The sequence below is a fragment of the bacterium genome (assembly GCA_036504735.1).
GTDB lineage: Bacteria > Electryoneota > RPQS01 > RPQS01 > RPQS01 > DASXUQ01.
This window is the reverse complement of sequence record DASXUQ010000005.1, coordinates 702,990-720,771: the sequence shown is the minus strand read 5'-3', so window position 1 is coordinate 720,771 and position 17,782 is coordinate 702,990. Positions and strand designations below refer to the sequence as shown.

Here is a 17,782-nt window from a genome sequence, read left to right as displayed (position 1 = left end):
GGGATAGTGCCATGACGAAAGAAACAGGAACCTTCACCGCCAAGGTCGGACTTGCGGAAATGCTCAAGGGCGGGGTGATTATGGACGTGACAGATGCCGAGCAGGCGCGGATCGCGGAAGACGCGGGCGCCGTGGCGGTAATGGCTCTGGAACGCGTTCCTTCCGATATCCGCCGGGACGGCGGGGTCGCGCGCATGTCCGACGTAAAGAAAATCCGCGAGATCCAGGAAGCCGTGTCCATTCCCGTGATGGCCAAGTGCCGTATCGGACATTTTGTCGAGGCGCAGATTCTCGAAGCTCTGGAAGTCGATTTCATCGATGAGAGCGAAGTGCTGACTCCCGCCGACGAGAGTTTTCACATTGCCAAGCACAAGTTCACGGTGCCGTTCGTGTGCGGTTGCCGGGATCTGGGCGAAGCGTTGCGGCGGATCGCCGAAGGCGCGGCAATGATCCGCACCAAGGGCGAAGCGGGCACGGGCAACATCGTGGAAGCCGTTCGCCACATGCGCACGGTCATGTCGGCGATCAAGCGCGTGCAGGTGATGGGCGACGAAGAGCTGGTGCACTACGGCAAGGAGATCGGCGCTCCCTACGAGCTGCTGGTGCAGGTGCGCGAACTGGGCAAACTGCCGGTGCCGAACTTTGCGGCGGGCGGCATTGCCACGCCGGCGGACGCGGCGCTGATGATGCAGCTTGGCGCGGAATCGGTGTTTGTGGGCTCGGGCATTTTCAAGAGTGAAGATCCCGAAGCGCGCGGCCGGGCGATTGTGCTGGCGACGACGTACTACAACGATCCGAAGAAGTTGGTGGACGTGTCGGCGGGTCTGCTGCAGGCCATGCCGAGTCTCGACGTGCGGACCATGAAGGAAGAAGAACTGCTGTCCACACGGGGATGGTAGCAGGGGTAACCCCTGCACCTGAATCGCCTGCCCGGCGGCAGGGCTAAGCCCTGCACCTGAATGCCTGCCGGCGTCGAGATTGTTGTTCGGGTGGCAAACCACGAAAACGTATTTTAGTGAGATAATGGCACGTCGGATTGGTGTTCTGGCCCTGCAAGGGGATTTCGAAAAGCACAAGCGCGCGCTGGAAGCCGCGGGCGCCGAAGCGCGGGAAGTGCGCACGGCGGAAGATTTGGACGGGCTGTCCGGACTGATTATTCCCGGCGGGGAGAGCACGACGCTGACGTTGCTGCTGCTTCCCGAATTGCTGGAACGGCTGCACACCTTCTGCGAGACGCATCCGGTGTGGGGCACGTGCGCGGGAATGATTATGCTTTCCAAGGACGCGAGTGATCCGCGTGTGAAGCCCCTCGGGTTCCTTGACCTGGATATTCAGCGCAACGGTTACGGGCGGCAGGTGCATTCCTTCGAATCGGACCTGAAGCTATCCGGCAACGTGGAAGATGCGCAGACTCCGCTGCACGGTGTGTTCATTCGCGCACCGCGCATTACGCGAATGGGGGAGAATGTCGAGCCGCTGGCCTGGCTGGGCAGTGATCCCGTGGCGGTGCGGCAAGGGCATTTCATGGCGTCGTCGTTTCATCCGGAGTTGACGGGGGATTTGCGGCTGCACCGGTTCTTTTTGTCGCTGCGGCCATGACGGACTATTCCATCTGCTGTGATTTTGACGGCACGATTTCGATTCCGGACGCCTGCGATTTTCTGCTGCAACGATACGCGCCGCCGGAGTGGAAGGAACTGGACGATGCCGTGTGGAGCGGGCGGCTGACGGAACGGGAAGCCTTTCCCCGGCAGATCGGTTTGCTGAACGTGACGTGGGAAGACGCCTGCGCGGCGATGGATAAGGGAGTGATTATCCGCGACGGGTTTGCGGAGTTCATCGCTTTTTGCCGGCGGAATAATCTGCCGTTCATGATTCTTTCCGGCGGACTGCGGCCCTTGATAGAAACGCTGCTGGCGCGGGCGGGAGTGCCGGATGTGCCGGTTATATCCCACACGGCGCAGATTGACGGCAGACGCTGGAAGGCGGTGCTGTGGGATGGTAAGCGGCACGCGGAGCATTGCAGCCATTGCAAGTGTTCTTATGTGCTGGCCGAGCGCGCCGCCGGAAAAAAGCTCGTCTACATCGGTGACGGTTACACCGATCTCTGTCCGGCACAACATGCCGATATCCTCTTTGCCACCGGAAATCTGGCGCGGGAGTGCCTGAAATCCGGCCGGCCCTTTATCCCCTACGAAACATTTTACGACATCGAGCACGCGCTCGGCAACATAATCCAAACAGAGCAGGATCTTCGACGATGAAACGGATTTTGGGAGGGATGCTCCTCCTTACCTTCGTGGCCGCGATGGTGATCTTTGGCGGGTGCGACAGCCCGAACTCGCCCGAATCGCAGCCGCAGCCTTATCATCTGGCGGCGACGTATTCCTTTTCCGCTGCGGCCAAGCATGTGGTAGCTTCGGGGGATCTCGCGGCGGTGGCCGTCGGAGCGTACGGCGGCGTGGTGCTCAACGTGCGCGATCTGGCGCACATTGACACGGTTGCCCGCTTCCCCGGCACCAGTGCCTTCACGGTTATGAATCGAGCGATGTTGGACACGCTCAATCATCTGGTGGCCTTCGCATCGAACCCCGTTGTGGGAGGAGTCGGCTCCAATCCTGCATACGATTATCTGCACCATTCGTACGTCGCTGAAGCGCTTCCCAGCAGCATCAGTTTCGGTGCTTTTCTTGCCACAGGTATTGTCAGCCAGCGGAACAATGTTTTGTTTCTCGGGGGGGAAGGGCGCGGCACAAGCGGTGGAAGTTTCGTTGGCTACCGTATGCAGCGTGATAGCGATACATCACAGTGGGTCCCCACAGGATCAGCGGACTTTACGTATGGAATCCCGACGACATCGTTCGGCAGCACCAATGCGCCTCAAGGCGTGGATCGCAGAGCGACAGACGGGATCAGTGCTTTAGCAACCGAGGAGGCGGGAGTTATCTTTCTCGACTCGGTAGGAACGCAGATGTCTGCACTGCCATTTGCCGGTGCGGCTTACGATTGCAAGTGGTACCGTGACAGCTTGCTGATCGTCGCGGGTGACTTCGAGATGGTCGTAATGAACGCACGTGATGCGGCTCATCCTGAGACGATTGGACGGCTGACGATTCCCACATCCGACCGGATGCGCGGTGTCGCCATTGACGGTGGCTACGCCTGCGTGATGGATGGTTACGATGGGATCTATGTGGTGGATATCACGAATCCGCGCACCCCTGCTTATGTGCAGCTTATGAAACTCGATTCACCGACCTCTGTTTGGGCAGATGCGGGACGGATTTATACGACGGAGCAGGTTGGGCGTTTGTCGGTGTTCACGCGTTAGGCGATCAGGAGCAAACATGTTCAGTCATCCAAAGAGAGCGGAATCCGGCGCGATGAAACCAATTTTGAGTGGAATCCTTCTTCTGGCGTTATTTGCTGTGACGTTTGTCGGGTGCGATAGCCCGAACAATCCCGACGTGCCGCCTCAGCCGTACCGTTGGGCGATGACCGTCAGCATTCCGGGTGAAGCAAAAGATGTATCGGTACAGGATGGTTACGCAGGCGTTGCCGCGAGTTCTTACGGCGCAGTAGTCTATGATGTGCGCGATCTCGGGAATATCACGCAGGTGTTCCACGACACGTTGCAGCACTATTATAATCCGACGGCAGGTGCTTCAAAGATTGCAATCGATGCGCAACATCATGTGGTCTGCTGGTTGACGGAACCCCGCTACTCGGGTGCGACGTCGATTGATTACATGACCGGCGGACCAGGTCCGGCTATAAGCATACAGGGACCCGTCTACGGACTATGTATGGAATCCGAACCAAACACCATCACATACTGGTTTACGTCACACAGCAGAGTGCTGGATGGCGGACAGACGTGCCGGGATTCGGACACATCGGCGTGGGATCCAAATTTCTGCAATTTCACATTCCAAGCTGATTCGATTCATTTGCCCTCATCCGGTTGGACCGGGAGCGACCGCGGGCAAGGGTTTTCCCACAGCAAGAGGAACCATTTATGGGCGGTCGCGGTCGAGGAAACCGGTGTTCACTTTGTCGACGATTCCACAGGTGCAGTGCGCTCCATTCAAATAGTCCCCGGTTCGGCCTTTGATTGTGCCTGGTACCAAGACAGTTTGCTGGTGGTGGCGTGCGATTTTGAGATGGTGATCATGAACGTGCAGGATGCGGCGCACCCGCAGATAATTTCGCAGTACACCATTCCCAATTCGAACCGCATGCGCGGAGTGGCGATTGACGGCAACTGGGCGTGCATCGTGGACGGCTATGACGGTATCTATATAGTGGATATCCGCGACCCGCGTCATCCCGAAAAGGTGCAACTGCTGCCGCTGACGCACCCAACCTCGGTGTGTGTGGACAATGGACGATTGTATGCGACGGATGATTTGTCCGGGTTGGTGATTTACACGCATTAGAGTATGTAGGATTAGAAATCGGAAACCCCCTTTCGGGGGTGCACCGGGGAGAGAAGCGCGACCTTTTGTGGGGTCGCGCTTCTGTTTTCATTCGATCATCAGGAAGAGAAGCACAGCAAGCTGTGCAACTACGTCATTTTCTCTCGATGGTGGCGGTGAGGTGCTGCCAGAGGGGATCACGGCCCGTGTGGTTCAGGGAAGAGTAGGGGATGACAGCGCGGGCGCCGAGGGAGATAAGTTCGCCTTCGAGCGTCTTCATGGCTTGCTGTTTCTCGCGGGCATTGAGCTTGTCGAGCTTGGTGAGCACGGCCATCCACGGGCGGTTCAGCGTGTGCAGGCCGCTGACCATCTCGCGGTCGAGGGGCGTCAGGCCGTGACGGATGTCGAGAATCAGGACCACGATAATCAGGCGCGAAGATTCGCGCAGATAGTCTTCAATAAACTGTCCCCACTGCTCCTTCAGATTGCCGGAGACACGCGCGTAACCATAGCCGGGCAGATCCACAAAGTAGCAGAGGCCACGGCCAATCAGATAGTAGTTGAGCATCCGCGTCTTGCCGGGAGTGCGCGAGGTGAGGGCGAGGCTTTTGCGGTTCAGCAGCGAATTGATGAGCGAGGACTTGCCCACATTGCTGCGTCCGGCAAAGGCGATCTCGGGCAAGGGACGCTTGGGCGCCGCCTGAATGTTGGGCGCGGAGAGCAGGTACTCGCCTTCGGGAATCTTAAAAAAGGGCATGAAATCAGTGGTGAAGGATGAAATAAGATGCCAAGAGGCCAACCCGGGATGCGCCCGGAGATGAAAAGAGGCGGCGTGATGCCGGCCTCTTTGGTCAGGTCATTCTATAAGGGGCGCTGCGCGGTGGAGCGAGCGGCGCGGGCGGAATCGCGTTTGGAAGGCGGGGACTGCGAGGGAGGGAAGACTTCCACCCACACCTGCTCGACATGATCGACGAAGACCACGGCGATATCCGAACGCAGGTCCTCATCAAGATCGAACCAGTCGACGCGATTGGTTTCGGGAACGAAGACCTTTTTGATGCCCGCGCGCCTTGCCGCCATGATCTTTTCGGCGAGACCGCCGATGGGCAGCACGTGGCCGCGCAGAGTGATCTCGCCGGTCATGGCGATATCCGCCGGAACCGCGCGGCCTGTCAGAGCCGAGAGCAGCGCCGTGGCCAGAGTGATTCCCGCAGAAGGCCCGTCCTTGGGAGTGCCGCCTTCGGGAATGTGAATGTGCACATCGTGGCCCTTAAGGAATTCATCGGGCACACCCCAGGGGCGCCCATGAGCGCGCAGGAAAGAGATCGCAGCCTGCGCCGATTCTTTCATCACATCGCCGAGCCGGCCCGTCAGCAGCAGCGTGCCTTTGCCCTTCATCATGCTGGCCTGAATATTCAGAATGTCGCCGCCGAGCGAGGTCCAGGCGAGGCCGATGGCGGTACCGACGCGCTCTCCCTGCTCGATCATGCTCTCTTTGAAGGGCGGAATGCCAATGTATTTTTCGAGCATATCGGGCAAAATGACGGTCTCGCGGCCACGGGCATTGACGGTTTCGCGGGCCACCTTGCGGCAGATGCGCGCGATGGTGCGCTCCAGTTCGCGCACGCCGGACTCACGGGTGTAGACGTCGATCATCGCATAGATCGTGTCGTCGGTGAGCTGCAATTCTCCGGGCTTGATGCCGTGTTCCTTAAGCTGCTTGGGAATCAGGAAGTGCTTGGCGATCTCCAGCTTCTCATAGCGCAAATAGCCGTGGATCTCGATCACTTCCATGCGGTCCTGCAACGGCAGCGGAATCTCGTGCCGCATGTTGGCGGTGGTGATGAAGAGGATCTGCGAGAGATCGAAATCCACTTCAAGATAGTGGTCGGAGAAGGTGCCGTTCTGTTCGGGGTCGAGAACTTCGAGCAGCGCCGCCGCGGGATCGCCACGGAAATCGGACGCCATCTTGTCGACCTCATCGAGCAGGAAGACGGGATTCATCGATCCGGCGCGCTTCATGGATTGAATGATGCGGCCCGGCATAGAACCGATGTAGGTGCGGCGGTGTCCGCGGATCTCGGCTTCGTCGCGTACGCCGCCTAAACTCAGGCGAACGAAATTGCGATTCATGGCGCGGGCAATGGAGCGAGCCAGAGACGTCTTGCCAACGCCGGGAGGGCCGACGAGGCAGAGAATTGGACCCTTGATTTTATCGACGCGGGCGAGCACTGCGAGGTGCTCGAGAATGCGCTCTTTAGGTTTGCGCAGGCCGAAATGGTCTTCTTCAAGCACGCGTTCGGCGGCATCGAGATCGAGATTATCCTTGGTAATAGTGGCCCACGGCATGGCGCAGAGCCAGTCGAGATAGTTTTTGATGACCGATGCTTCGGGGGACATCATGGCCATGCCCTTGAGCTTGTCCACTTCCTCTTCGGCGCGGTCTTTCACCGCCTTGGGCATCTTGGCTTTTTTGATGCGCTTTTTGTAGGCGATAACATCCGTGAAATCCTCGTCGCCATCTTCACCGAGTTCCTTCTTGATGACGCGGAGCTGCTCCTGCAGGTAGTAGGTGCGCTGCGAGCGGCTGATCTTTTCCCGGACTTGACCTTCGACGGTGCGCTCGATTTTCAGAATTTCGATTTCCTGTTCGAGAGTGCCATTGATGAGCTTGAACTGCTCGAGCAGGCTGTCCTGTTCGAGAGCTTCCTGCTTTTTGGGCAGGGGCAGCGGCAGATGGGCCATCATGAAGTCGGCGGTGCGCTCGGGTTCGGTCAGATTGGAGAGGGTGATCAGCACTTCATCGGGAAGCTGGCGGTTGAGGCTGACATATTCGCGGAAGCGCCGCGCACCGACTTTCATGTGAGCGCGGGTCTCCAGAGAGTCAGCGCCGGTGATGATCAGCGTGGCGGCTTCGGCATCGAAGGAGTTGTTGCTGTCTTGCGTAAAACTCAGGGCGGTGGCGCGTTCGAGACCTTCCACCAGCACCTTGATAAGGCCGTTGGGAAGCTTGAGGGTTTGCAGCACACTGGCAATGACGCCGACCTGATACAGATCCTGCACGGTGGGGTCTTCCTGATTGGAATCGCGCTGGGCCAGCAACAACAATTTGCGGTCGCCAAGCATGGCGCGTTCCACGGCGGCGAGCGTTCCCGGTCTGCCGATCAGCAGCGGGAAGATCATGGAGGGGAAAACCACCACGTCACGCAGCGGGAGAACAGGGTAGAGGTTCGGTCGGTCGGCAGGATTAAGCATGGTCATAAAAACTGTGCAGGGTTAATGTATGAAGGGAAAGGTAAGCCCATCAATATACAAATTTCGAGGGTACGCCGCCAGAGAGAGCCGCCCGAAAGGCAATTTGAGGGCTTACTCCGTGTGAAGGCTGGGCATATGCGAGAATTTTGGGTGCGGGGTATTGATTATTAGCATGTTGTGCCGAATACCGATGGTGTGGCATGGTGTGAATGCGCCTTGGATGCGACAGCACGACCGAATGCGAAATCCTTTTGAACCCGTGGGTGGGGGTAGATCTACGAGAAAGGCGAACCGGATTAGGGTTCGCCTTTGTGCGTTCTATGGGCGCGCGGGACAACGTTGAGGTCAGATTTCGCGGCGCAGTCTTTTGACGGGGATGCTCAGTTGCTCGCGGTATTTTTGGACGGTGCGGCGGGCGATGGGGTAGCCCTCTTTGGCGAGCATTTCGGCAATGGCCTGATCGGAGAGGGGATCGGACTTGTCTTCGTTGTCGATGATCTCCTGCAGGCGGGATTTGATCACCTTGGTGGAGATCTCTTCGCCCTCGGACGTCTCCATGCGCTCGGAGAAGAAATACTTGAGTTCGAACACGCCCCATTCGGTCTGCACATACTTGCCGGAGGTCACGCGGGAGATGGTGGAAATGTCCATCCCGATCTCTTCGGCGATATCCTGCAGGATCATCGGCTTGAGATGGTCCTTGCCGTGGCGGAAGAAGCCTTCCTGCCGCTTGACGATGGCGCGCATGGTGCGCAGAATGGTGGTCTGCCGCTGATGAATGGCATTGACAAACCAGCGCGCGCTTTCGAGCTTGCGGGTGACGAAGTCCTTGACCTTCTTGTCAGTGTTGCCCGCGAGGAACATTTCCTTGTAGGCGCTGTTGATGTGGAAGCTGGGGATATTGCCGTCATTCAGATAGACGACATATTCGGCCAGATCGCCGTCACCCACACGCTGCACCACCAGATCGGGGACGATGTAGTTCTGCTTTTCATCGAAGTAGCCTTCACCCGGTTTGGGATTCAGCTTGCGGATCTCACCGAAGGCGGCTTTGACCTCTTCAAGGGCCACACCGAGCTTGCGGGCGACGACTTCGAAACGCTTGTTAAGGAAATCTTCATAGGTTTCGGTAATCATCCGCAACGGGAGCCGCGCCTTGTCGGGAGTCTCGCTCTGGCGCAACTGAATGGCCAGACACTCCTGCAGATTGCGGGCGGCAATGCCGGGAGGATCGAGCTGCTGCACACAGCGGAGCACCTTGTCGGCCATCGGCACATCGACGTTCAGTTCGCGGGCAATCTCTTCGATGGGATAGTTGAGGTAGCCGTCCTTGTTGACCGAGCCGATGATGTACTGGCCGATGCGCAGCTCCTCGTCGGTGAGGCGCTGCATGTGAAGCTGCTCTTCGAGATGCTCGGCCAGAGAAGGGATAAACGGACGCGGCGTCTCGATGAGTTCATCGGGCATAAACTTGTTGGCGGCGAAGACCAGAGTCTCCTCGTCGTCCAGGTAGTTTTCCCAATCCACCTCATCTTCGGTCTTGGTGGCCGTCATGGGCTCTTCCGGCTTGGCGGCGGCGGTTTCGCGCTCGGCCTGCTCACCGGTGGTTTCGAAGGAGGCCGCGGCCTGTTCGGTCTCGATCTCCGCATGTTCCTTTTCGACAATAGCTTCGTCCTCGGGCAGTTCCTCGAGGAACGGGTTCTCCTGCAACTCCGTGCGAACGCGGAGTTCGAGTTCCAGCAGCGGTAATTGAATCAATTCGCTGCGAAGAATCTGCTGGGGCTGGAGGTATTGTTCGAGCTTTTGTCGTAGCTCTTGTCGAAGTTGGTGCATACGTGCTCTCCTCGAGGGGCTCGAGGTTTTCTAATTTATCCGTTAAACGGGGAAAGTAAACACATCTGGGGTTTGATGTCCGGCGGCGGGAAAGCAGATTGCCGGGGCGCAACCCTAACAAGGATCAGAGGGGTACCACACGTGTTATCGGCAGTGTCGCGTCAAACTTGAGCGGCAGTGCTATAAAGAGTGTTGTGTCAAAGATAGGAGATTCCGCGTTACCTGTCAAGTCGGAACGACTCTCCCAGATAAATTCTGCGGGCTTCTTCATCGCTGGCAAGGAATTCGGCGCTGCCCTCCTTGAGGAGGTGCCCGCTGTAAATCAGATAGGAGCGGTCCGTGATGGCCAGAGTCTCATGGACATTATGGTCGGTAATGAGCACGCCGATGCCCCGGGAGCGCAGTCCGCGCACGATTTCCTGAATATCATTGACGGCAATCGGGTCAATGCCGGCAAAGGGCTCATCGAGCAGCATGAATTTGGGTTCGGTGATCAGGGAGCGGGCGATTTCCACACGGCGGCGCTCGCCGCCGGAGAGGCGGTAGCCCCTGTTCTTGCGCACGTGGGTGAGACGGAACTCCTCGAGGAGCTGCTCCATGCGTTCGCGGCGCTGGCGGCCATTGAGCGGCGTGAATTCGAGCACACATTTCAGATTCTGCTCGACGGTCAGCTTGCGGAAGACAGAGGGTTCCTGCGCAAGGTAGCTGATGCCCAGCCGCGCACGGCGGTACATGGGCAAATGAGTGATGACCTTGTCATTGATCCGGATGCGGCCGGCATTGGGCTTAATCAATCCAACCACCATATAGAACGAGGTGGTCTTGCCCGCGCCGTTGGGGCCGAGCAGTCCGACGGTCTCACCGGTGCTGAGGCGAAGCGTGACGTCATCCACCACCTTGCGGCGGCCATAATACTTGACCAGGTTCTCCGCGATCAGCGTGTGCGGCTTATAGGCCACGGGAGCCGGGCCGTCAGTGGACGGAGGAGTCGGTGCGGGCTGCACGATCACGCGTCCGTCCTCACGTTGCGGCGCTTGCGCTCATAGAGGAACGCGCCGATCACCAGACCCCAGACGAGGAAGTGCGAGACGGTGGCGACCGCCATGCCGCGGTGCTCATACTTGCCGGTGTAGCGATATTCGATGCTATGGTCACCCGGTTGCAGGTAAATGCCGCGCACGAAGCCGTTGACCATGTAGATGGGCGTTTCTTTGTTGTTGTCGAAGGCTGTCCAGCCCGGAGCATAATAGGCATCGGACAGCACCAGAAGCGACGGAGCCGACGTGCGGGCGGAGATCTTCACGTCATCGGGAGTATAGTCCGTGACGCGGGCGCTGCGGGCGCTGTCCATTCCAACAGGACCGGGCAGCGACTTGTCGGTGATGGCCATTCTGCCCCACGGGAAGGCGGGATCGGCGATGCGCTTGACGGTGGCGACGCGGTCGGAAATGACCTGCACGGAATCCGCGAAGTAGACGCGGTCGAGCGCGTTGCGATTGCGGTAGAGATATTGTTTGGCGGCGGAATCACCCAGCATGGGTTCGAGTCCGGCGACCGGAGGCAGCGGTCCCTCGACGAGGAAGTACTTGCAGTTCATCGCCGAGAAGAAGGGGATATTCAGGGGCATGCGGCGGTCCGCGCCATTGTAGAACACGTTCTCCGCCAGATCCTGATAGCCGCGCATTTTGGCGCCGTGGTAGCCGCCCAGCGAGGCGACTTCCCACGCGGCCCAGCGATTGTCCTGCGACAAATTGCCGATGGGCATGACGCGGAAGATGCTCTTGTCCTGCTTCAGCATGTCTACCACGCGGGTAGGCTGAAGGGTCTCGAGCGTGGTCGTGGACGATTGCGGTTCAAAGAACTTTTTGGAGAAGAAGAACATGTCAATCGCCGTGATGGCCAGGATTACCACCACAAAAGAGTTGGCCGTAAACTTGATTCGCTCCGTGACCAATGCCCAGCAGGCGGCGAAGGCAAGACCCAGCCACAGCATGGACATGGCAAGACTGTTGCGAAGAATTTCGAAACGGATGTCACGGAGCATCTGCATGGTCTGTGCGCCGTATTGAGCGGGCTCCCCGGGGCGCTCAAACGACCCGAACAGACCTTCCAGAGTATTGCCGCTGACCAGTGCAATGACCAGAATGCCGGCGCAGACGCACATGCCGACGAGGAAGGCTTTCTTCCACTTGTCGGTGCGCGGCATGTTTAGCACAAAGCGGAGACCGTAGCCCGCCAGCACGATGCCGGAGAGCACCACCAGCAGGAGGATGAGCGACGGCGTGCGGAATTTATTGAAGAACGGCAGATAGTTAAAGAAGAGCGAATAGAAGCTCTGGAAGTGCGAACCGAACGAGAGCAGAATGGAAAAGCCGGACAGCGCGACCAGACCCCAGAACAGGCGGTCCTTCTTGCCGAAGAAGGCGAGGATGGCGAAGAAGAACGGCACCACGCCGAAGTAGAAGCTCGACGAGGTAAAGGGCATGTCCCCCCAGTACGCGGGGATCATCATCGCGCCCTGCGGACCGTTCCAGAGATAGCGCGAAGAGAGACCGAACCAGGACGGCACGATGAAGGTAATCAACTCGCCGGGCGAGAAGGACCAGCCGGTGGCTTCGGCAATGGAGTAGCCCGTGGCACCGCCGGCCTGAGCAATGGCCGGGCCCATGCCGCGAATCGAGAAGCCGGTGTATTTCAGGAGCGGGATGTACCAGAGCGCGCCGACGGCAAAGCCGAGCAACAGGGCAATGGCAACAAAGGCCGCCGGTTTGAGCACGAGCGGCGATTTGGTTTCGCGCCACTCGAAAATGGCCCAGACGACATACAGAATGGCTACCGTGACCATGCTGTAGAAGAGAATCTGTGTATGGCCGCCGATGGCGATCTGCCAGCCGAAAGCCAGTGCGAGAATCGCCAGATCGAACAATCGGCGTTTCTCGAAGACGTTCCAGGCGGCCAGAATGATCAGCGGCATATAAATGAACGTCAGCAACTTGCCGCCATGAGCCGCCGTGGCAAGAGAAATCAGGTAGGGGTTCCACGCCATCAGCAGTCCGCCCATCAGGGAAATCAGCGTGCTTAACCCCAGCCGCCGCATGAGCAGGAAGGTGAGCAGTCCGCCGTAAAACATGAGCGCCACATACCAGCTCGGGTTCAGATAGTAGGGATCAAAACGGGTTTGCGGATCCGCAGACTTGCCGAGGAACAGCCCGTCAATGGTCAGCACGTCCACCCAGTAGCGGGGATTGAGATAACGGTAGGCGAAGGCGTAGGGGCCGCCCATGAACTCATAGCTGCCATAGGCGCCCGCGGCCATGCCGGGGAAGCCGCCGAAGATGTAGGGGCACCACAGCGGATAACCGTGAGTTTGTGCTTCCTGCTTGGCAAAGGTGGTTGTGGAGGCTGCCGCCTCGGTATCATCACCGCGCGAGAACGTTTTCCCTTGCAGAGGGATCTGGTAGAAGAAGATGAAGACAGCCAGATAGATCACCGCGCAGGCGATGAGATCGGCCTGCCAGGTTTTGAGGCTGGTGCTCCGCGCCGGAGCGGTGGCGTGGGTTGCAGCGTTTTTGGACTGCGGTTGCGCCTTAATGTTCTTTGCGGTCAAGCGATCCTCGCAACGGGTTAGCTATAATATCCAACTTACGACGCCGGCTTGCTGACAAGCCGTTGGGGCGTGTACTGGCCTTCGGTGCCGCCTTCGACCCGGATGCGGGCGATTTTGCGGTCTTCGAAAAAGACCCACAAGCGGTCACCGGAGGTGATGTTCATGCCGCGCTTCTCGGCCTTCTCACGCACATAGTAGGTGGCGACGGCTGTTCCCTGCACAAGCACTTTGGAGATCGCCCCCTTGTCGAGGTAGAGCGTCATGTGCTTGCCCTCCATCCGGTTCAGAGGCTCAGGAGAGGTGCTGTCGGCAGGGCTGGTGACCAGCGCGTGGCCGGAGACCTCGACGCTGTCCAGCGCCTCCTTCTCCTTTTCGAAATAGAGACGGATGGTATCGCCCTTGACATGGTCATTGCTGCGCATGGCTTCCGGCCCGCCTACCAGAACGGCGTAGTGCTCCTGGGTGAAGTAATCCAGCGCGGTGCCGGTGGCGACAAGGCTATCACGGTCGACGCGGACTTTGCCGCGGACGCGCATCAGCTTGGTATCGCCGAAATACTCGATGGTGTCGCCATGCACCTGACTGATAATTTTCATGGTGCTGTCGCGCTCGGTGGCGACGGGATTTCCCGTAACCCAGCCGTACTTGCGGTCGTTGTCCCCGAATCCCTTTTGGCCGGTGAGCAGCACGCGGCGATTGTCCTCGCGCATGTTCACCTCATCATAGAGGTATCCGGCCTTCAGCCGGTCGAAGTAGTCGGCTGTGCGGGATGTGGCGGATAAGGTGTCACCCTGATAGACGCGCACGCGGTTGGAGGCGTGGACCTCTTCCGTATTCTCATTGTAAATGACCTGATCGGCCATGAGGATCCGGTGGGGAGTCTTGAAGACGACATCATCGCGGAAAATGACGATCCCGGAATCGGGATAATACTCGGCATTCTGGCAGGTGACGATCAGGCTGTCCTTGGTGATCTCCACGTCCCCTTGCAGTTCCTGCTTGCGTTTGCCGTTCTCCTCGGAAGACACCAGAGTGCGCGCACGATTGAGAACAATCGGCGTCCGTTCGGCGGCCCCGGACGCCAGACCGGCGCCGAGGAGCGCGGCGAAGCAAAGCATGGCAAGGAGCAGTCGCCGGATCATCGCAGCGAATCCTCGCGCGACGTGGTATCGCGCTGGGTGGTGTCGCGCGGCACAGCCTTGGACAGGTCGCGGAAAGTGCGCCCCGTGGGCTGGAGGATGCGCCAGTTCTTCAGATGCTCGTCCGAGTCGAAGCCTACGCCGTTGATGGTATCGGTTTTGGTCATCAGCTTGACTTGCGTATCCGAGCGGATGTGGCGGGTGCGGTTGTCCCAGCGCAGTTGATCGCTCAGCAATGTCTCGCCGCTGTCGGACTTGGCGATCACATGCCCCATGGCGATCATATCTTTGCGGTTTTCATCGGTGCGGGCGGAGTCGGCCCAGAGTTTGGTGGTGTGCTGGCCCTGCTCATTGTAGACGTCCATCACCACACCGCTGTCGAGGAGAATTGTCGCCGATTTTTCGAATTTGCGGATGCGGCCCGCCTGCAGAATGCCGTTGGGTTTGTCGCCCTGATAAAAGGTAATGGTTGCGCCGTAGAATTCCTGCTGCGGAGCTTCCGTCTTGGCCGGATCTCCTGTGGGTGGCGCACTGATTTTGGTACAGCCTGCAAGAAAGAGCAGACAAGCGGCGGCAAGGACGGTGCGTGAGTAGCTCACCGGCCAATCCCCGACTTGAGCAAATCGTGGAGATGCACAATGCCCAGCAATTTGCCATCGCTGTCGACCACCGGGAGCACCAGAATATTGTAGGTCTCCATCAGATTGATGGCCCGTGTGACAAGGGCACCCGGTTCGATGGTCTTGGGATGGTGCACAGCCACCTGCGTGGCGGTCATGGCGGTAAAGTCCATGCCGCGTTCGAGGGTCCGCCGCAAGTCGCCATCGGTGAAGATCGCTTCGAGACGGCCTTCGGCATCCACCACACACGCCGCGCCGAGGCGCTTGCGTGTCATTTCGAGAATCACTTCGCGCATGGGAGCGTCAGGCGAGACGCGGGGAGCCTCTTCGCCGGCGTGCATCACCTGCTCGACTTTCATCAGTAGCCTGCGGCCCAGCGCGCCGCCGGGATGCAAGAAAGCAAAATCTTCGGGGCGGAATTTCTTCTCGGTAAGCAGGGCCACGGCAATGGCGTCACCCATTGCCAGCGTGGCGGTGGTGGAGGCCGTGGGAGCCAGATCGAGGGGACAGCCTTCTTCGACGACGGAGCAGTCGAGACAGACGTCACACTTTTCGCCGAGGGAACTGTGGAGGTTGCCCAGCAGGCCAATGACCGGCACATTCAACAATTTGAAGTAGGGAATCAGGCTGAGGATTTCCGCCGTCTCGCCGCTTTTGGAGAGCAGCAGGACTGCATCGGCACGGGTGACCATGCCCAGATCACCGTGGGCGGCCTCGGTGGGGTGGAGGAAGTCGGAGGGTGTGCCGGTACTGGCCAGCGTGGCTGAGATCTTGCGCCCGATGTGCCCTGACTTGCCCATGCCGGTAATGAACACGCGTCCAGTGATTCCGGCGAGCAGATCGATAGCACGCAAAAAGGTGTCGTCAATCCGGGTTTCCAGAGCCTTGACCGATTCGGCTTCGATGCGCAGCAGGCGTCGGGCTACAGCCAGACTTTCCGTACGGGCGCTCTGGGTTTGAACGCCGTTAGAAATTTCCACGAAAAATATCCTCTAAGGCGGACTCCCAGCGTCCGGTTGCCATCAGCCACAGATCCAGAAAGCACCGAACGGCGCCGGAGCCGCCGGGACGGTCCAGAATAATGTCGACGCGGCGCAGGACTTCGGTGTGGGAGTCCGAAGGCGCGGCAGAGACTCCGACTTTCCGCATGATGGGCAGATCGAGCACATCGTCGCCGATATAGGCGATGGCCTCGGCGGGAATGCCGGTCCGGGTGATAATATCGTTCAGAACCGGGAGTTTGTGGACATCTCCCATGTGGATCTCATCGAAATGCAAATCGCGGCAGCGCATTTCCGTTGCCGGAGACTTTCGCCCCGAAATTGCGCCGGTGACCAGGCCGTATTGCTTCAGCCACACGAGAGCAAAGCCGTCGCGGGTGTAGAAGGCTTTGGATTCCACGCCGTGATCGTCGATGTGAAGGTGGCCATCGGTAAGGACGCCATCCACATCGAGCAGCAGCATGCGCACGTTTGCCAGGCGAGCCCGGACATCGGCAGAAAGTTCGTCTATGGTCATTCCAGCGCCAAGAATCGGCGTACCCAAACCTCACTTACTCAGGAGGGAAGGGTACAGTTTTTGCTTGTTAATCATAAAGATAAGGCTTTAGCGCTGCATTGTCAAGAGAAAACACCGTCCATTTGCATTCGGAGTCGCTTATCTAACCCCGTATAGTGTATCCTTTTAGCTCTTGGCTGTGATGTGTACCGGAGAATTGACCGGTTTGTTTCAGGTCTTTGACAGCTTCAGGGGAAGCACACCTCTTCAGCTGCAAAGCGTAATGAGGCCTGCGCGGGCAGGGCTTACGCCGGCTCTATGAAATGCACAGATCCTAACGGAAATCCAAGCGTAAGTTTTGTCTTGACTTTGTGGGGTCTGGAGGTTACCTTTTAATTCTGAGGAAGGTCAACCGCAGCAGGGGAAAGAGGCCGTGAGAGGTTTATTTTTTAAGGCATTTGCTATCGCTTTTGCGTTATCGCTGTCCGTTTGGGCGGCGTGGGCGCAGGATGGCGGTTTTGGCCGTGCTCCGGGAGGTCGAAATGCACTGGATGACAGCCTGCTTGTGCTGCAACTGGACAATGGGACGGTGGTGTACCCCTTCAAATTCCCCGATGTTTATGGCGATGATCTGCGCAATCAGCGCTTCCGGGCTCCCGAGAATTGCAGCCTTGTGGGCGTGATGATGGCCTTCGGGACGCGCGGATTCCGGTCTTTGACAACAGGCAGCCCGGCCCTTGTGACTAAGGTGTGGGCATCGGGCGCGGATTCTTTTCCGAACTTAAATGCGGAACTGGCAAGCGATACCCTGAGCTTCAGCCAGTATTCGGCATCCGTGTTCGATGTGGATTCCGTATGGCGAAATGTGCCGGCGCAATTTGTCATGGTGGACCTTACGGCAACTCCGGTGAGCCTGACGGCAGGTGAGTGGTTCCATGTGGGATACACCGCGATCCGGGGCGGGAGTGGCGACACGCTGGCGATTCTGGCAGACGGCAATACGGGGTCGATCTACTCCAGCGAATTCTACAACGGGCACTTCGAACTGATGCAGACAGGGTTCAGGGGAGTAGACTTTTTGATTCGGGCGATTGTGAGTATTCCCTCGGCGGGAATCTCGGTGCTCGCCCCCGGAGACAAGCCCGAGAGTTTTGCGCTGTACCCGGCGTATCCGAATCCCTTTAATCCGCAGACGACGATTTCTTTTGATTTGTCGCGTCCGCAGGCGGTGAAGGTGACGGTGCTGGATATTCTGGGGCGGGAGCGCGCGGAACTGGCCGGCAGGGTGTTCAGTGCAGGAACACACCGGCTGTCCCTGAACGGGCAGGATTGGAGTTCAGGAATGTACTTTGTGCGCCTTGAGGCTCAAGGCCACTCGCGGACACAAAGGATTCTGTTGGAAAAATAGCTTTC

The 17,782-nt window shown here is 58.6% G+C and carries 15 protein-coding genes; 6 read left to right on the top strand and 9 right to left on the bottom strand.

Annotated features, from left to right (window positions below; all coding sequences use genetic code 11):
- The first annotated feature begins 11 nt into the window (after nt 1–11).
- The 5 genes from pdxS to VGL38_04795 all read left to right on the top strand — a co-directional run bounded on the left by pdxS (nt 12) and on the right by VGL38_04795 (nt 4,439).
- Nucleotides 12–899 (top strand): pyridoxal 5'-phosphate synthase lyase subunit PdxS, encoded by an 888-nt coding sequence (pdxS, locus tag VGL38_04815; protein HEY3294734.1) that lies wholly within the window; start codon nt 12–14, stop codon nt 897–899.
- Nucleotides 900–1,020: 121 nt separating this feature from the next.
- The gene (gene pdxT, locus VGL38_04810; protein ID HEY3294733.1) at nt 1,021–1,599 is read left to right on the top strand and encodes a pyridoxal 5'-phosphate synthase glutaminase subunit PdxT; all 579 of its coding nucleotides are present in this window, start codon (nt 1,021–1,023) and stop codon (nt 1,597–1,599) included.
- Nucleotides 1,596–2,264, top strand: coding sequence for an MtnX-like HAD-IB family phosphatase (locus VGL38_04805; protein ID HEY3294732.1), 669 nt, complete (start codon nt 1,596–1,598; stop codon nt 2,262–2,264). The genes pdxT and VGL38_04805 overlap by 4 nt, the downstream gene beginning before the upstream one ends.
- The gene (locus VGL38_04800) at nt 2,261–3,331 is read left to right on the top strand and encodes a hypothetical protein (protein ID HEY3294731.1); all 1,071 of its coding nucleotides are present in this window, start codon (nt 2,261–2,263) and stop codon (nt 3,329–3,331) included. The genes VGL38_04805 and VGL38_04800 overlap by 4 nt, the downstream gene beginning before the upstream one ends.
- A 52-nt stretch (nt 3,332–3,383) precedes the next feature.
- On the top strand, nt 3,384–4,439 hold the full coding sequence (locus tag VGL38_04795; GenBank protein ID HEY3294730.1) for a hypothetical protein: 1,056 nt from the start codon (nt 3,384–3,386) through the stop codon (nt 4,437–4,439).
- A gap of 133 nt (nt 4,440–4,572) precedes the next feature.
- Here VGL38_04795 and yihA read toward each other — a convergent pair whose 3' ends face one another.
- The 9 genes from yihA to VGL38_04750 all read right to left on the bottom strand — a co-directional run bounded on the left by yihA (nt 4,573) and on the right by VGL38_04750 (nt 16,390).
- Entirely contained in the window at nt 4,573–5,175 is a 603-nt protein-coding gene (gene yihA / locus VGL38_04790; GenBank protein ID HEY3294729.1) for a ribosome biogenesis GTP-binding protein YihA/YsxC, read from the bottom strand.
- 104 nt (nt 5,176–5,279) lie between these two features.
- Nucleotides 5,280–7,679: an endopeptidase La gene (gene lon / locus VGL38_04785; protein ID HEY3294728.1), complete on the bottom strand. Its 2,400-nt coding sequence runs from the start codon at nt 7,677–7,679 to the stop codon at nt 5,280–5,282.
- 339 nt (nt 7,680–8,018) lie between these two features.
- Nucleotides 8,019–9,506 (bottom strand): RNA polymerase factor sigma-54, encoded by a 1,488-nt coding sequence (gene rpoN / locus VGL38_04780; protein ID HEY3294727.1) that lies wholly within the window; start codon nt 9,504–9,506, stop codon nt 8,019–8,021.
- Between the two features lie 218 nt (nt 9,507–9,724).
- Nucleotides 9,725–10,444: an LPS export ABC transporter ATP-binding protein gene (gene lptB / locus VGL38_04775; protein ID HEY3294726.1), complete on the bottom strand. Its 720-nt coding sequence runs from the start codon at nt 10,442–10,444 to the stop codon at nt 9,725–9,727.
- A gap of 68 nt (nt 10,445–10,512) precedes the next feature.
- Nucleotides 10,513–13,113: a hypothetical protein gene (locus VGL38_04770; GenBank protein HEY3294725.1), complete on the bottom strand. Its 2,601-nt coding sequence runs from the start codon at nt 13,111–13,113 to the stop codon at nt 10,513–10,515.
- A gap of 35 nt (nt 13,114–13,148) precedes the next feature.
- Nucleotides 13,149–14,255 (bottom strand): OstA-like protein, encoded by a 1,107-nt coding sequence (locus tag VGL38_04765; GenBank protein HEY3294724.1) that lies wholly within the window; start codon nt 14,253–14,255, stop codon nt 13,149–13,151.
- Complete coding sequence (gene lptC / locus VGL38_04760; protein HEY3294723.1) at nt 14,252–14,851, bottom strand: LPS export ABC transporter periplasmic protein LptC; 600 nt, start codon at nt 14,849–14,851, stop codon at nt 14,252–14,254. Before lptC ends, VGL38_04765 begins: the two co-directional genes overlap by 4 nt.
- A complete protein-coding gene (locus VGL38_04755) occupies nt 14,848–15,852 on the bottom strand; it encodes a KpsF/GutQ family sugar-phosphate isomerase (protein HEY3294722.1) in 1,005 nt (334 codons plus the stop codon). Before VGL38_04755 ends, lptC begins: the two co-directional genes overlap by 4 nt.
- Entirely contained in the window at nt 15,839–16,390 is a 552-nt protein-coding gene (locus tag VGL38_04750; GenBank protein HEY3294721.1) for an HAD hydrolase family protein, read from the bottom strand. Before VGL38_04750 ends, VGL38_04755 begins: the two co-directional genes overlap by 14 nt.
- Nucleotides 16,391–16,802: 412 nt before the next feature.
- On the opposite strand from VGL38_04750, the gene VGL38_04745 reads away from it, so the two are divergent.
- Nucleotides 16,803–17,777: a T9SS type A sorting domain-containing protein gene (locus tag VGL38_04745; GenBank protein HEY3294720.1), complete on the top strand. Its 975-nt coding sequence runs from the start codon at nt 16,803–16,805 to the stop codon at nt 17,775–17,777.
- The last annotated feature ends 5 nt before the right edge of the window (nt 17,778–17,782 follow it).

Coding starts and splice junctions, on each gene's coding strand:
- pdxS (HEY3294734.1), top strand. CDS start 12: ATGACGAAAGAAACAGGAACCTTCACCGCCAAGGTCGGACTTGCGGAA.
- VGL38_04805 (HEY3294732.1), top strand. CDS start 1,596: ATGACGGACTATTCCATCTGCTGTGATTTTGACGGCACGATTTCGATT.
- VGL38_04800 (HEY3294731.1), top strand. CDS start 2,261: ATGAAACGGATTTTGGGAGGGATGCTCCTCCTTACCTTCGTGGCCGCG.
- VGL38_04795 (HEY3294730.1), top strand. CDS start 3,384: ATGAAACCAATTTTGAGTGGAATCCTTCTTCTGGCGTTATTTGCTGTG.
- yihA (HEY3294729.1), bottom strand. CDS start 5,175: ATGCCCTTTTTTAAGATTCCCGAAGGCGAGTACCTGCTCTCCGCGCCC.
- lon (HEY3294728.1), bottom strand. CDS start 7,679: ATGACCATGCTTAATCCTGCCGACCGACCGAACCTCTACCCTGTTCTC.
- rpoN (HEY3294727.1), bottom strand. CDS start 9,506: ATGCACCAACTTCGACAAGAGCTACGACAAAAGCTCGAACAATACCTC.
- VGL38_04765 (HEY3294724.1), bottom strand. CDS start 14,255: ATGATCCGGCGACTGCTCCTTGCCATGCTTTGCTTCGCCGCGCTCCTC.
- VGL38_04750 (HEY3294721.1), bottom strand. CDS start 16,390: ATGACCATAGACGAACTTTCTGCCGATGTCCGGGCTCGCCTGGCAAAC.